General features: G+C 59.6%; 10 protein-coding genes and 3 pseudogenes. 8 read left to right on the plus strand and 5 right to left on the minus strand.

What is annotated here, in order from left to right; genetic code table 11:
- Nucleotides 1–4: 4 nt before the first annotated feature.
- Entirely contained in the window at nt 5–1,825 is a 1,821-nt protein-coding gene (nifA, locus tag DBIPINDM_RS01100; RefSeq protein ID WP_258581235.1) for a nif-specific transcriptional activator NifA, read from the minus strand.
- Between the two features lie 562 nt (nt 1,826–2,387).
- On the opposite strand from nifA, the pseudogene DBIPINDM_RS01105 reads away from it, so the two are divergent.
- The 3 genes and pseudogenes from DBIPINDM_RS01105 to DBIPINDM_RS01115 all read left to right on the plus strand — a co-directional run bounded on the left by DBIPINDM_RS01105 (nt 2,388) and on the right by DBIPINDM_RS01115 (nt 6,282).
- A pseudogene (locus DBIPINDM_RS01105) lies at nt 2,388–3,661 on the plus strand (IS256 family transposase).
- Nucleotides 3,662–3,919: 258 nt separating this feature from the next.
- The gene (locus DBIPINDM_RS01110; protein WP_258581062.1) at nt 3,920–4,837 is read left to right on the plus strand and encodes a LysR family transcriptional regulator; all 918 of its coding nucleotides are present in this window, start codon (nt 3,920–3,922) and stop codon (nt 4,835–4,837) included.
- 527 nt (nt 4,838–5,364) lie between these two features.
- Entirely contained in the window at nt 5,365–6,282 is a 918-nt protein-coding gene (locus DBIPINDM_RS01115; RefSeq protein WP_258581063.1) for a LysR family transcriptional regulator, read from the plus strand.
- A gap of 50 nt (nt 6,283–6,332) precedes the next feature.
- On the opposite strand, the gene DBIPINDM_RS01120 is transcribed toward DBIPINDM_RS01115, so the two are convergent.
- From DBIPINDM_RS01120 to DBIPINDM_RS01130, 3 genes are all read right to left on the minus strand, one after another.
- Nucleotides 6,333–7,136, minus strand: a complete 804-nt coding sequence (locus DBIPINDM_RS01120; RefSeq protein WP_183455299.1) for a TIM barrel protein — start codon at nt 7,134–7,136, stop codon at nt 6,333–6,335.
- Between the two features lie 166 nt (nt 7,137–7,302).
- Nucleotides 7,303–8,334, minus strand: a complete 1,032-nt coding sequence (locus DBIPINDM_RS01125; RefSeq protein ID WP_258581064.1) for a LacI family DNA-binding transcriptional regulator — start codon at nt 8,332–8,334, stop codon at nt 7,303–7,305.
- 253 nt (nt 8,335–8,587) lie between these two features.
- On the minus strand, nt 8,588–9,946 hold the full coding sequence (locus DBIPINDM_RS01130; protein WP_258581065.1) for a dicarboxylate/amino acid:cation symporter: 1,359 nt from the start codon (nt 9,944–9,946) through the stop codon (nt 8,588–8,590).
- 1,320 nt (nt 9,947–11,266) lie between these two features.
- Between DBIPINDM_RS01130 and DBIPINDM_RS01140 the strand changes: the two genes are divergently transcribed.
- The 4 genes from DBIPINDM_RS01140 to fdxB all read left to right on the plus strand — a co-directional run bounded on the left by DBIPINDM_RS01140 (nt 11,267) and on the right by fdxB (nt 14,287).
- Nucleotides 11,267–11,332: a hypothetical protein gene (locus DBIPINDM_RS01140; protein ID WP_258581237.1), complete on the plus strand. Its 66-nt coding sequence runs from the start codon at nt 11,267–11,269 to the stop codon at nt 11,330–11,332.
- A gap of 425 nt (nt 11,333–11,757) precedes the next feature.
- Nucleotides 11,758–12,915 carry a TlpA disulfide reductase family protein gene (locus DBIPINDM_RS01145; RefSeq protein WP_258581066.1) on the plus strand — a complete coding sequence of 386 codons (1,158 nt, stop codon included), beginning with the start codon at nt 11,758–11,760 and terminating at the stop codon, nt 12,913–12,915.
- A 362-nt stretch (nt 12,916–13,277) separates the two neighbouring features.
- Complete coding sequence (locus DBIPINDM_RS01150) at nt 13,278–13,973, plus strand: NifX-associated nitrogen fixation protein (protein ID WP_258580976.1); 696 nt, start codon at nt 13,278–13,280, stop codon at nt 13,971–13,973.
- Nucleotides 13,970–14,287: a ferredoxin III, nif-specific gene (fdxB, locus tag DBIPINDM_RS01155; protein WP_258580975.1), complete on the plus strand. Its 318-nt coding sequence runs from the start codon at nt 13,970–13,972 to the stop codon at nt 14,285–14,287. The genes DBIPINDM_RS01150 and fdxB overlap by 4 nt, the downstream gene beginning before the upstream one ends.
- 160 nt (nt 14,288–14,447) lie before the next feature.
- Here fdxB and DBIPINDM_RS01160 read toward each other — a convergent pair.
- Nucleotides 14,448–14,597 (minus strand): annotated as a pseudogene (locus DBIPINDM_RS01160) (IS256 family transposase); the annotation flags it as partial.
- On the opposite strand from DBIPINDM_RS01160, the pseudogene DBIPINDM_RS01165 reads away from it, so the two are divergent.
- Nucleotides 14,588–14,931 (plus strand): annotated as a pseudogene (locus DBIPINDM_RS01165) (integrase); the annotation flags it as partial. The pseudogenes DBIPINDM_RS01160 and DBIPINDM_RS01165 overlap by 10 nt on opposite strands.
- Nucleotides 14,932–15,272 lie beyond the last annotated feature (341 nt).

Genomic DNA, 15,272 nt, shown 5'->3' on the forward strand with positions numbered 1-15,272 from the left:
CCTTTCACAGACGCTTGATCTCGATGCCGTATTTCCTCAGCACGTAACCAATCTGGCGCGGCGTCAGTCCAAGCAGGCGTGCCGCCTTCGCCTGGACCCAGCCACATCTTTCCATCGCTGCGATGACACGTTCGGCATCGGTCGTTCTCGCACCATTTAAGTGCACTGCGCCGGCAGGGCCCAGCGGCGGCTCCCCTGCGGTCTCAGGCGGGACTGCGACGGCGGCAGAACTCCCGGCAGCAGCCGGCGGTATGGCCGGAACCACTGGCACCGGCACGATCGGCCGGGGTTGCAGCGCGAGTTTGCCAGATTTGGCCTTATGCAGCGCCGCAGCGAAGCATTGGCCCTGGTAGCATGCAAAGTCGTCTCTCCCGATTGATGGTCCCGCGGCCAGCACCGCTGTCCGTTTCACGCAGTTTTGGAGCTCGCGAATGTTGCCGGGAAAATCACAGTTTATCAGCACTTCAATCGCACTGGGATCGAAGGTCAGCATACTGCCGTTCTCACCGTTGAAATTCTTGAGAAACTCGGCTGCGAGGAGCGAAATATCACTGCGCCTTTCGCGTAGCGCCGGCACCAGCAAGTCAACGACACTGATGCGGTAATAGAGGTCCTCACGAAACTCATTGCTGGCAACTGCCTCTTCCAAGTTCTTGTTCGTGGCGGCAATGATGCGAACATCGACTTTAATGGTCTGGTTGCCGCCGACGCGCTCAAACTCCTGCTCCTGCAGCACGCGCAAGAGCTTTGCTTGGAACGAGGGCGAGATCTCGCCGATCTCGTCCAGGAACAACGTCCCCTTGTCGGCGAGCTCAAAGCGCCCCTTGCGCGAGTTGAACGCGCTTGTGAATGCACCCTTCTCATGACCGAACAATTCGGATTCCAGGACTGTCTCGGTCAGCGCCGCGCAATTGAACTTGATGAAGGGCCGCTTGGCGCGCGGCGACAACTCGTGGATAGCCTTGGCGGCCAGCTCCTTCCCGGTACCGGATTCGCCTCGCAACAGAACCGTAATCTTCGCCTTGGCCACCCCGGCGACCTTCTCGAGCATACCGTGTAGCGCCGGACTGTCGCCAATCATCCCCTTGACGTGAACCTTCTTACGCTCTCGCGCAGGATGCTTGAGCTCGCGGAATTGCCTTTGCAGCCGCTCCTTCTCCGCCATCGGTTGCTCGCGGTCGCAGGCGAATGAGCGATGCAACTTCACTGCCTGTCCAACCAGGTTGGCGATCGCGGGTAGCAGACGGAGGTTGTAATCGAGCCAAGATCTTGACCTGTTGTCCAGTATGCGGTCGATGGTCAGCGTGCCCACGATATTCGCATCGACGCGAATGGGAACGCCGATGAAGGACACTGGCATGTTGTCGGAGACCCCGAGCACGTCCGTGTCGGCGGCACTGAAGGCAGAATGCACCGCTATGTTCTCGGCGTAGAGGGGCGTGTCCGTCGTCACAATCTGGTCGATTGCCTTCCGCGGCAGGTACATCCGGCTGCGCTCATCGCAGCTCTCGCTCCAGCCGGCGCCTACGGTAATGTCCAGTTCGCCATCACCGTCGAAGAGAGAGATGATGCCGTGCCGCATCGGCACAAACGATCGCAGAAGATCGACGACCTTGGCCAAAGTGACTTCGAGCCGGGAGGGGGCGGTGAGTGCTTTCGATATTTCGAAGATCCCGGCAAGCGTGCTCTCCTGCGACGGCACAATGGGGACCGCGTTGATCGTCGCGGATTTTGATTCGTCCGTTTTCGCGCCCACCGATATGGAGCATGACGGCGTCTGCTCAGCAGTCGGTTCGGATTCCCGATTATTTTCCAAGTCTAGCATGTCATCCTCGATCTCGGGCCACGAAATCAATGCTCGCGGCATGTGCGCCTGTGACGCCGTCGGCGCGTAGGCGCTCTCGTTAAGTGGCGTGGCGCGTTTCAGGCTCCTCCCGAGCGCAACCATACTTTGGTCTACAGACGGGAAGGAGGGAGGCTAGTCAACCGAGCTTTCTTTCATTTGTGAAAGCGAACTCGACGCCCATGAGAGAATCCCATCATGTAATTTTCGGGCAGGTGGCAGGTGGATGTAACGGCCGTGCTCGTCGCTGCCAAGGCTACGGACCTGCGGCCTCGCGCGGGCCCACTACGGCCGCTTCGAATGGCTTCGTAGAAGGCGCAGGCTGACGATAAGCACAACGTCCACCGCACTCCCTGCGCATGGAAAGACCTCGTAACTTTTCGTGTTTCCTTGAGTAGGCGCCTAAGCACACATCGAGCTGACGCGATATAGCTTGCGCAGATCAGGGGGATGTCCCGGTCATTGTTGAAATTCTGAAGGGGCGGCGTTGGTCGCCTCGAGCCTGTAGGCTCGGGGTGTCGATTCCACTGAGGAGAGCAACGCCATGAAAAGGAATATCACATTGCCGACGGCTGCGGCGAGCGGAGCTTTGGAAGAAGCGTTCGCCGACGTTCAGGAGAGCTTCGAGAGGCTCTGCCTTGCGGCCGGAATGGAGGCGCTGGGCGCGATGATGGAGGCGGACGTCGAAGCAGCCTGCGGCCCGCGCCACGGCCGGGTTGAAGAGCGCGAGGCGCACCGCTGGGGCTCGACGCGCGGCCGGATCGGGTTTCACGGCGGCAAGGTCGCGGTCGAGCGTCCGCGGATCCGGACCGTCGATGGGCGGGAGATGGCACTGCCGAGCTGGGATCGCGCGATGTCGGAGGACTGGCTCGGCCTCTGGGCGATGAACCTGATGCTGATCAACGTCTCGACGCGGCGGTTCGGACGGGCGGTGCGACTTCCGGAAGGCGATGTGCCGGCGGGTCATGGCAGCGGCGTGTCGAAATCGGCTGCGTCGCGACGCTTCGTGGCCCTGTCGACGGAGAAGCTCGACGCCTTCATGAGCGCGGATCTGTCTGATCTCGACCTCCTGGTCATCCAGATCGACGGGCTGCATGTGAGCGAACGATCTCGTGCTCGTCGCCGCGATCGGCATTGACGGCAAAGGCGGCAAGCATCCTCTCGCGCTGGTCGAGGGCGCGACCGAGAACGCCGCCACCGTTCAGGCGCTTCTGGACAATCTCGTAGAACGTGGGCTCGATCCGGCGGTAGCGCGGTTGTTCATCGTCGACGGCGCCAAGGCGCTGTCCAAGGCGATCCGCGCGACTTTCGGCAAGGACAGCCTGATCCAGCGCTGCCAGATTCACACGGCGCGCAACATCATGGATAGGCTGCCCAAGCAGCTTCACGCCTCGACGCGCCGGGTGCTGCGCCAAGCCTGGGAGCTCGACGACGCCGGCAAGGCCGAAGCTCATCCGAAACCTCGCGCGTCGGCTCGACCAGGATCGGCCAGGCGTCGCGGCCAGCATCCTGGAAGGACTGGTCGAGATACTCACCGTCGTCCGGCTGAAGCTGCCCATGCAGCTTCGCCGCTCGCTCGCCTGCACCAACATTGCCGAGAACATGATGGGCACGATCCGCCGCGTCACGCGCAACGTGAAGCGCTGGCGCAATAGCAAGATGGCCCTCAGATGGGTCGCAGCCGGCATGATCGAGGCCACCAAGGGCTTCCGCAAGCTCAAGGCTCACAAGCAGTTGCCGGTCCTGGGCGCTGCGCTGATCGCCCATCAGCAGCGCCTCGCCGCAAAGCCCGTTGGTCCGGCATCGAGGGCTGCCTAACATGAGATCGCGCAACGTCGCTCAGCCGAAGTTCAACAAGCTTCGGGACATCCCCCAGATCAGCGAGGGGCTTAGCAGGAACCGACGTGCGACCCGGCTATTCGGCCTAAACCGGAAGGCATACGTCAGATAAATGTGCTCGCAGCCGACGCAGACATCAAGTTTTGTTTAGGGCGCTTTTGAAAGTTGCGCTTGCGACGTGCTGCAAAACTGCGATTGTTTCGCCGAAATATATCCGCCATGTGGATAACGGAAGACATGCGTTTCAAAGGGCTTGACCTAAATCTCCTCGTTGTGCTCGACGCGCTGCTGGCGGAGCGCGGCCTCACGGCGGCGGCCCGCCGCATCAACCTCAGCCAGCCGGCCATGAGTGCGGCCGTCGCCCGGCTGCGCGATTATTTCGGCGATGAACTGTTTACGACAAGCGGCCGCGAACGTTTTCTGACCCCGCGTGCGACAGCTCTTGCCCCCGCCGTCCGCGACGCTCTCCTGCACATCCATTGCTCGATTATCTCCTCGGATCCGTTTAACCCAGCTCAATCCGATCGCCGCTTCAGGATCATTATTTCCGATTTCGCCACGCTCGTGTTTTTAGAAAAAGTCGTGGAGCGTGTTGCACGCGAAGCCCCCGCCGTCAGCTTCGAATTGCTACCTCTCGACGACAACCCCGACGAGCTTCTCCAGCGCGGTGACGTGGACTTTCTAATTCTTCCGGATTTCTTCATGTCGAGCCCCCATCCAAGCGTGGCGCTGTTCGATGAGACACTCGTATGCGTAGGCTGTCCCACCAACAAGCAGTTGCCACGGCAGCTTACATTCGAGAGATACATGTCGATGAGGCACGTCTCGGTCAGGTTCGGGCGTATGCTGAAGCCGGCTTTTGAGGAATGGTTTTTGCTTGAGCATGGTATTAAAAGACGTGTCGAGGTCGTCGTGCATGGCTTCAGCATGATCCCGCCGATGGTGTCCGGCACGGCCCGTATCGCGACCATGCCCTTGCGGCTGGTCAGGCATTTCAAAAAAACGTTCCCCTTGCGGATCGTCGAACTTCCGCTGCCGCTTCCCGCGTTCACCGAAGCCGTCCAATGGCCGGCTCACCACAGGAGCGATCCGGCAAGCATCTGGATGCGGGAGATCATGATGCAGGAGGCATCTCGGATGGCTGCTCCGCTGTGAAACCAAGGGAGGCTCCAGGCGCTCCTGGATTTACTCAGCGTCACGCCACCCACTCTCACGTCGTTGTCAGGAGTGAAGAGACGACGGACTCTGATCCGCGGGTCGGAGCGCCCCTTTCCTGAAGACCGTCGCGTCGCGAAAATTCGCCTCAAGCTTGTCCGACGGACCGAGCCCAGCAATCATAGAAGCCGCAGTGAGTTCCGGCCGGGCTACGGCGGAGGCTCCGATGATGAGGGACGTGAGTCGCTGCCAATTGCGTGAACCTCCGCGCTCGCGCTGCGCAGGCTTTTTGGAAAAGGGCGGATTCGACATGCTTAGCCAGTTGCAAGCCATTCTCCCCGCACAACCCCACCCCACTTCGCAGTAAATAGAAAATTTTTCTCTTTCGAGCTGGTCATAAGGCACAGGTCACGCGATAGAGCAGCGGGTGATCGGTGCGTCAGGTGTTTTGTCCATGCGAGATTTCGGAAAAGTGATAAAATGGTTTGTTTCGATCAACGGCATCCACGCTATGGATAGCTAAAGACATGCGTTTCAAAGGGCTTGACCTAAATCTCCTCGTTGTGCTCGACGCGCTGCTGGGGGAGCGCAATCTCTCGGCGGCGGCCCGCCGCATCAACCTCAGCCAGCCGGCCATGAGTGCGGCCGTCGCCCGGCTGCGCGATTATTTCGGCGATGAACTGTTTACGACGAGCGGCCGCGAACGTTTTCTGACCCCGCGTGCGGCAGCACTTGCCCCCGCGGTTCGCGACGCTCTCCTGCAGATCCAGTGCTCGATTATTTCCTCGGATACGTTTCACCCAGCTCAATCCGACCGCCGTTTCAGGATCATTCTTTCCGATTTCGCCACGCTCGTGTTTTTTGAGAAAGTCGTTGAGCGTGTTGCGCGCGAAGCCCCCGGCGTCAGCTTCGAATTGCTGCCTGTCGACGACGGCCCCGATGAGCTTCTCCAGCGCGGTGACGTCGATTTTCTAATTCTTCCGGATTTGTTCACGTCGAGCGCGCACTCAAGCGTGGCACTGTTTGAGGAGAGACTCGTGTGCGTAGGCTGTCGCACCAACAAGCAGTTGCCACGGCAGCTTACGTTCGAGAGATACATGTCGATGAGGCACGTCTCGGTCAGGTTCGGGCGTCTAATGAAGCCCTCCATCGAGGAATGGTTCTTGCTTGAACATGGCCTCAAGAGACGTGTCGAGGTCGCCGTGCAGGGCTTCAGCATGGTCCCGCCGATGCTGTCCGGCACGGCCCGTATCGCGACCATCCCCTCCCGGCTGGTCAGGCATTTCGAAAAATCGTTCCCCCTGCAGATCGTCGAACTTCCGCTGCCGCTTCCCGCATTCACCGAGACCCTCTGTTGGCCGTCACTCCACAACAGCGATCCGGCAAGCATCTGGATGCGGGAGATCATGATGCAGGAGGCATCTCGGATGGCTCCTCCGCTGTGAAACCACGGGAGGCTTCCAGGCGAACTTACATTTGGTACCCCTGCCACTCCTTAATCTGGCGTCAATAGCCGGCGCTGAATGAAGTCAATGCTGGCAGCAAGTGCGCCTGCAAGATCGTCCAGCGTGCGGACCACCTCGATCAGCTCGAACGAGAAGGGTCCCTCATAGCCGCCATCAAGCAGCGCCTGGATCTGGCTGCCATTGTCGGAACCTCCAAGGAAGCGATCCGGGTAAATCCAGAACGTCGGGTCATTCACACCTGAAATGTGCACCAGGCCGGTAAGCTCGGAGAACAAGAACGTCTCCCCGGCCAGGGTGTGGTGGAACGTGTCGTGCACGAGGCGGAACACTGACTGGCCGTCAACCGCGGCAATGGCCTCGGCCGCTTGCTTCTTTGATCGAAGCGAGCAGGTGCGAAAGCCCAGCGGCTCGATGAGACCTATCAGACCGCGCGGCTGGAGGATCGGCTTGAGCGCGTTTAGAGCGACGCGCAGACTGTCATGGCGCTCGCCATTGCACGCCCACGAGCCGTCGTTGACCGGTTCCAGCACGACCGTCTTGGCCCCGCACGCCGCCGCATAGTCGGCGAGCTTGATCGCCGCCGACTGACGCGTGGGAGTCCAGTCGTTGAAGCGCTGCAAGGCGTTGACCGAGATTATGGTTACGCCAGCTTCGGTGGCGGCAGACCGGACGTCCGCAGCAGGAATGGCGCATGCAACAGGATTGCTGAAATGAAGGTCACGGATTTGAACATCGGTTAGGCCCTGGTCACGCGCAAGCGCGAAAAATGCACTGACGTCAAGAGGGGGCGCTGCCATGTGGTTGACCGCAAAGCGGGGAGATACCTGGCGCATGGCTTGGCTTTCCTTTCAGAAGTGCGGCCGCCAGTTTGCCTGTCTGGCTTATGCCGCGCCCCCCAGCGCAGGCCGATGCACAAGCCTGATTGAAGCAAGCCAGTCAATCGAGCGTTCCTTCCATTTATGAAAGGAATTTTGGCTCCGTGATAGAATCGCATCAATGTCAGATGTTTTCCGGGACATAGATGTCGAACGGCAGAAATGTCTGGCCCGGCATTTCCGCGGTGCCGGTCTTGATGCCTCGGTCTATGAGTAACATCAGCTCCTGGCAAAGCCGACGCAGTGGAGTGGCGACGGCCATGGTGACGATTTCATCTGCGAGCGCTGCCCGCGTCTCGGGCGTGATTTCATTCACGATCGCGACAAGATCCACACCTTTGCCCTCTTCGCGCAGCGCGGAGATAGCGCCCTCCATGCCCCCGCCGGCCATATAGAAGCCCACGAGCTCAGGTTCCCGCTGAATGAGATCCAGCATGGCTTCGTAAGTGATCTGCCGCTCTTCCAGGTTCACGAGCGTATCGAGCACTTCGAAGGTAGGTGCGTTCTCACGGAAATAGGAACGAAAGGCGACCTCCCGGAGCTCATGCCCCTGGAAACGGTGGCTGCCAACAAACACGGCCACCTTCCCAGGCCGTTTGGCGGCCTTGGAAAACATCCAAGCGGCCGTCCGCCCGACTTTGCGATTATTAAGACCGATGTAACCCTCGCGCACCCCGCAGGCGAAGTCAGAAAGCAGCGAGAACACCGGGATGCCTTTCGCCTTGAGCTCCTCGACCGCTGCCGTGATCTTCGGGTGGTCCGGCGCCACCATGGCGATCGCGTCGCAGCGGTTCCCAAGGCTCTTAAGGAGCGGGATCAGATCCCCGGGCAAATGTGACGGAGCAAATTCGATGAGCGGAATGCCGTGGAAGGATTGGGACAAACTTACCGAGGCCTCGACCTCGCGCGCGAACTCTTGGTAGAAATGCTGGGCCGGTTTTCTCAAGATGAAGCCCAGCCGGTAGCGCGGCAGGTGCCGCTTGAAGCGGTGCGTGATGAGACCGGCAGCATGATAGCCGATCGCGTGGGCTGCTTCGTGGACGCGCCGCGCAGTCTCCTCGCGCACAGGAAGGCGGGCGTTCAGAACCCGATCGACCGTTGCAACACTGACCCCGGCTTCGCGGGCAAGATCGACAATTGTGGGACGTTTGGCCATTATCAAATCTGAATGGTTATGAGCGGTGTGGCTCTATGATCGAGCAGCCTGGGCGGTGATCCCAGACTGCAAGTGAAGGGCTCGGCATGCCCGTGGTCGACATCATTATCGATGGACAGCACTGCGAGCGCGTATCAGCATACGATTCGGTTTGCTTACGCCACTTATAATATGCACTCACCGCTTTTAACGCTCCTGATGGCACTTAGCCCCAAGCGCTTTTTCAGGCCAGCGAGGCGATCGTTAGATCTAGTCACGGGCCCGGCCACTTAGCAGGCGCGATGGGCGCACGATCGATCGGCCGGTTTAATGTCTCCGCAAGCTGATGACCGGAGAAGGCGGCTTCCAACTGCGCTTTATCCAATTCGCCCTCCCAGCGGGCGATGACGAGCGCTGCCACCGCGTTGCCGACCAAGTTCGTCAGCGCACGGCACTCCGACATGAAGCGGTCGACGCCAAGGATAAGAGCGAGGCCAGCGACGGGGACACTGGGTACTACGGCGAGCGTAGCGGCAAGCGTGATGAAGCCCGCACCTGTTACGCCTGCAGAACCCTTTGAGGAAAGCATCGCAACGAGCAGCAGGAGCACCTGATCGACGATCGACAGATCCGTGTTCGTCGCTTGTGCTATGAAGAGGGCGGCCAGCGTCATATAAATATTGGTGCCGTCCAAATTGAATGAATATCCTGCCGGGATGACGAGACCCACGACAGAACGTTTGGCGCCAGCCCGCTCAATCTTCTCCATGAGCGAGGGGAGCGCGGCCTCCGAAGAGGACGTTGCCAGAACAAGCAGCAGCTCTTCCTTGATGTAGCGAATGAGAGAAAAGATGGAGAAGCCGTTGTAACGGCAGACCGCGCCGAGCACCCCGAACACGAATAGGAACGCGGTGAGATAGAACGTCGCGACCAGCAGGGCGAGGTTGACCATCGAACCGATTCCATATTTGCCGATGGTGAAGGCCATCGCGCCGAAAGCCCCGATCGGTGCGGCCTTCATCAGAATGCCGACCAGCTTGAACACCGGCGCGATGAGCGCCTGGAGCAGAGAAAGCACAGGCTTCCCCGTGTCTCCGCCCTTTGCCAGAGCGATGCCGAACAGAACCGAGAAGAACAGGACCTGCAGGATGTCGCCCTCCGCGAAGGCACCGACGACCGTTGACGGGATGATGTTCATCAGGAAGCCGATCACCGACTGCTGGTGCGCCTTTGCGGCATAGGTGCTCACCGCCTGGGCATCGAGCGACGCCGGATCGATGTTGAGGCCGGCGCCGGGCTGAACGACATTAGCAACTATGAGGCCGACGATCAGTGCCAGCGTCGAGAAGGTTAGGAAATAGAACATCGCCTTCCCGGCGACCCGGCCCAACTTCTGAAGATCGTTCATGCCGGCGATGCCGGTCGCAATTGTCAGGAAGATGACAGGCGCGATGACCATCTTGACGAGCTTGATGAATGCATCTCCGAGCGGCTTCACGCTTTCGCCGATCTCCGGATAGAAATAGCCAAGTGCGACGCCAAGCGCGATTGCGGCAAGCACCTGCACGTAAAGCCGCGCAAAATGGGGTTTATGAGGGCCTGCGTTCGCGCTGCGGATCTCTGGAGCTAACACTGTCTCTCTCCCTGACCGGGTCGGGGCGGGCGCTTCCTCCCTTCCCAGGCTTCTCCCACGCGGCGCCCCGGTCCAACGCTGCTGCCATCTCGGTCGCAAGTGCCGTGCCAAATGAAAACCTTCGCCAGACGCCCCTCAGGCTTGCGGTTTTGCCAGCAGTTGGATGACCCCGCATTTTCCGTCTGGTTTGCGGCACCTGAGCGGAGCATTGCGTCGAAGATCGCCGAGCCACTTGTTTCCCGACGTGCTCTTCATAGCTCCCTGCGGCAGAAGACGGACGTTTCCGCCCTCATTGATTCCAGTCGCAGGCCATAAACCGAGTGGGGTGTCGCTCTCACTTGACCTCAAGTTGCAACCCTCACAGCATAAGTCAGGTTGGTTGGGTGTTTGTTCCGCCCCCTGCTACGGGCGTCAGATGATCGGCGCGATGGTGGGGCCCGCTCAGCCCGCCAGACGAAGAAACTCGTCGAGTCAGGAGGGCTCAGACACGCCTACCAAACATTCCCACGCCACCGCCGCCGATCTCAAATGGAGGCTCTCCCCGTACGGCTCCATTTGATGGCACTCCAGCGGTTCTCCATACGGTCTACGTCAGGTCCGACAAGATCGGCATTACGCCGGCGTCAGCCAAGATGAACTTCGACAGTAGCGCCGCGCTTCAAAGCCGGGCGACGTTCCCAACCTGTGGCGCGACAATTCTGGGTTCTTCCGCATATTTGGTGCAGGTGCGTCGTTCCCTTGGTTCCCCCGTCTGTTTCTACGGTCGTTAGGCGGCTGCCAGCAGCCTGTTTCTCAGCAGCGGATACCCGGAGCGCCCATACATCTGGCGCTTGATGGTCTTGAGACGGTTGATCTGTCCCTCGACGGGACTGGTGCTCCAGGGCTGGGTGATTGCGGCCCGAACAGCCGCAATGTCACGGCCGATGCCTGCTGCAAGGGAAGCCAGTTCGCTGTCCGTGGCGTCCTCGATCTATTGCTCGAGGCCGGCATCATCGTCGCCGCGTATCAGTGCAGCGAAACGTCGAGCCAAGTCACCCGCCTTCAAGAGTTCCGGCGCGCAGTCATAGAGATGGCCCAAGAATTGCTCGGTCTGCTCATCGAGCAAAGTCGTGTCTTCACTCAGCAGCCATGCACAGTTTCGGCATTTCAGCTCCTGTTCGTGAGCCACTCTGGCTCAGCTCAGGCAGAAATTCCACTTAACCCCCTGTTCAATTTTGCCGAGCCAGCTCTCACAAAGCAGGAATCCCGAAGAGTTCACCGGCCGGCACATGCCGGCATTCATCCTGGCCTGTCGCCACGACCATCATCGTCAATCTTACGATGGTGGTATTCGCGAGCCGCAGCTGGACCGGCTTCGTCGTGAAGAACTCCTATGCCGCCAGCTAGGAATTCCATCGCAGCGGACGATGATAGGAGCATGGCGTGGCCCGCGCAGTCATGATGTCCATCTGCTCGTCCCTCAATCCGAATATATGTTGCGTCGTCCGAGGCCACGCTTTTTCCGGCGGCGCGAAGCGCGTGATGCGTGTCCAAAACCTGACAGCGGCAGAAAACATGTCGGGTTCAATACAACCGGACATCTTGGACATTTGGAGGTTTTTCAAAGCGCAATCATGGGCTTATTGCGCGCTGAGCGTGCTGGCACGGCCTTTGCGAATTGAGATGCGGCAACACTGAGTGAAGGCTGACTGCATGCAGACGAACAAGACGAGCGATGCTCTCCTTTCCTTGAACCTTCTGCCCCGTCTCTACCGGGGAAACAAGCTCGCGCATAAAGCGCGCAATCTTTGGCAATAGCTTTGGAGAACAACATGGTGTTGCGTATGGAGTCCCCGGCTCCTCCCATCAAAGTGGACGACTGGCTGCGTGGCGAGCCCCTCACGAACTTCCAGCCCGGCAAGGTGTACCTCCTAGAATTTTGGGCGACTGGGTGCGGACCCTGTGTGGCGGCGATGCCTCATCTGATGCAGCTGCAGGAGAAATATCGAGACAGCGGATTTGAGGTCGTCGGAGTCGCAGCTAGCGAACAGGGCCCGACCGCGGAGGAGGCGCGGACCAGCTTGGATGCTTGGCTGACCGAGAGGTTCCCGAATCTGAACTATCGGATCGCGTTCGACTACACAGGCGAAATGAACAAGCTTTGGATGGAACCCAGCTTGTCTGTCGGGATTCCGGCCTCGTTCGTGGTCGACCGGGACGGCCACATCGCCTTTATCGGCCACCCGGCGGACCTCGAGGACGTTTTGCCGAAGGTTCTTAACGGCAGCTGGCGCAGCAGCGATGAAGCGAAAGCCGCCGATACACGGCGAGTCGCTAGTGACCAACGCACAGCGCGCGAACTATCGCTGACCATGCCGATATACGCCAAACTTCGGCCGGCGATGGAGGCCGAGGATTGGATGGCGGCACTCACGGCCATCGAAGAAGGCCTCGCCTTAATGCCAGATGATAGCGGGTTCCGGGAAACTCATGCGAATCTACTGCTTCACAAGCGGCGCGACATGCGGGCCGGCTTGCCAGCCATGCGCCAATTAGTCGAGGACGCGATCGACAAAAAATTCGTGGCCGTGTCTTGGATGGTCATGGCCCTGAACCAACTCTTCGATCCGGAAATGGACAACTCCCATCTCCCCCGTGCTGAGCGCTTTGCGATGGGCGACAAGCTCTCGGAACAGATCCTGACACTCAATCCTCCACAAGGCGACGGCCCCCTTAAATTCCGTTGGTACCTCCCGGTCGCTCAGTATTATTACGAGAGCGGCGACAAGGATCGCGCGATCGATTTGATCGAGGTGGCATTGAAATCTCTGGGTGATCCGGAGACAATGCCGGACCACATCAAACAGTACTACCTTAGCCCATTGCTCCAAGCCCTGGCCAACTACACGGGTGAAAACGCCTGTTACGCGGATCTTTGTGTGGTTCCGCAAAACAAGGCTCCTGACAATCAAACCGCAGTCGCCTCATGAGCAAAGATCGCAAAGGGATGACAATTGGAATTGAACCCTGGCCAATTCGTCCAGTTTCTGCGGCGGGCCCGCGGTAAGTATGTCCATTGCAGCACAGGGCGCATCGCTTGCCGCAGGTTGGAGTTCAAAACTTGCGATGCCCTCCGGCTGCATCGCGGGAGACGGGATACTCGACGCGATTCTGGCCGCGGTGGAAGACCCCGCAGTCGAGGACCTCTTCAAGATCGGCCAGCGGGACATAAATTGCGTGGAATCGGCCGCCCGGAGCCGGACGTCGGCTGCGCAAGTGTGCCCGAAGCAGGGGTCCCCGAAAACAGAAATCCTCCTTCGAGGACGAGGACTGAAATTGAGGAGAAGGTGAAATGTCTGATGCCGCGGTTAGCCCTGCTGTAAACGAGCACGAGGCGGCCCTTGCCACCCCGTTTGTCAAATGCCTCGTGCGGCTGATCCGTGCTCAAGACTTTGACGGCTCATGGCGAGGCAAGGCTGACACCGAGCTGCTGGCCGGCTTCATCATCACGAAGGAACAGCGCCGTGCCATCCCCATCATCGGCGATCCTGATCCGGACGTGCTGTGGAGGCTGGACATGTTTTACACCGCCGTCAGTCTTGCCATCGAGGAGCGCTCCGGCCTGATCACATCGCCAATGAAGGAGATGAAACCGATGGGGGCTTCGGGCGCCTGGTTTCCACGGCCGGGCGGTTGGTCGTTCTGTCGAGACGTCCACCGGTTTGGCTTCGAGACGTTCCGGAAACTCGCGGAGGCCGGTACGAAACTGGTCGACGATGCGACTGCAGCTATTGGCTTCCCGCCGTGGCGCGGCCGTGAAGAAACTGATTTCGAGGAAGGATTTATGTCAAACCTAGATGAGATGGGGAAGAAAGTCCGAAAGCTTCAGCTGCGTGCGGCAGTTGCGAAGATGAAATTGCGCGACCTTGCAGAGGATCTCCCGGTCCAATGGACTGAGATAGAGGAGGTTGCCGAGAAAGCGTACGCCGTTTTTGCCGAGTTGGATGATGCCAAGAGAGAGCTCGCTGCAATGAAGAATTTACGATGAGGAGCACATTCACCACCCGCGACGGCTCCATATGGCTGCCGGAATATCTGACCGCTATAGATGGCAGGACTTGTATCGGCTGCGGCCGCTGTTTCAAGGTCTGCTCGCGCGAGGTCATGCACCTTCACGGCGTCGATGACGCGGGTGAAATCCTCGGCGTCTGCGACGGCGAAGACGACGACTTCGATGGCGAGCTCAATCGCATGATCATGGTTGTCGATAATGCCGGCCGATGCATTGGCTGCGGAGCCTGCGCCCGCGTCTGCCCGAAGAACTGCCAGACCCATGTTGCGGCCGACCAGGTCGCAGCATGACTTGATGGGACAAACCAGGAGAACGGCGTTGCCCTTTAGAATCTTTTGTGGCGTGTTTGTGCTGGTCCTGTGCGGCAACGCTGTGGCTGTCTACTTCGCCTCGCATTCCATCCGTCTAGCAGTTGTCAGAGCTATGACGGAATTTGGGTGACTGGGTTGATCAAGCGGCGCTTTGCGGCTTCATTTCGATGACCTCGATGCTGTCCTGGAACCTGGCACCTGCCAGCTGTTTGGGCAACTGATTTTGTCCCTTCAATCTTCGCCAGGATGTTGCGGCGGCCATGACGAGCTTGAAGACCATCAGGCTGGCGGGAGGTCGAAATCGGGCTTGGCATCGTCCGATGCCACCTGCCCGGTTATAGCCGTGGAACTGGCTCAAGCTCGCCCGTATCGCGCACGTTCCGTCTTCCGACGCGTCACCGGCCAGGGCAAGGCGGTCGGCACCGATCGGCTCAACGATCAGGAGGTCGCCCGCCTAGTCAAGCGGACTGCGCTCGCGGCTAGAGTACGCGGCGACTTGCCGGAAGGCAAACGCGGAAAGCTCTGCCGGCCATTCGGCGCTCGCCTCCCCGGCCAAAGTCGACGAGTGCTATTTACCCTGTGACAAAGGACATGGGGCGAACAAGTACATCCATCACTATTGACCACGGTCATAAGAGAGTTAACCGCCTTGATGCACGGCGATCGGTGGAGATCAGAACCGGCGCCTCAGTGATCGCGGCCAGCTTCAGCCCTTTGGTGAACCGGCATGCCCCTCTAGCCACCGTGCCAGATCACCTTCAAGATCCGCCGAAACAGAAAAGAAGTCCCAAAGGATCGGGTTTCAGTGCCTTCTGGACCTGCAGAGCCGGCGCGCGCAAGCCCTTGCGCCTCGGTGTGACCAGTGACAAGCACACCCGGCCGGAATTGAGACCGTCGGATCACCGGGGCGGTCCACCTGAGTCGAAATGGACTGGGCCGAGATGGAAGCGCGTCGTGCTCGAGG

It is taken from the genome of Mesorhizobium sp. AR02, assembly GCF_024746835.1.
Taxonomy (GTDB): domain Bacteria; phylum Pseudomonadota; class Alphaproteobacteria; order Rhizobiales; family Rhizobiaceae; genus Mesorhizobium.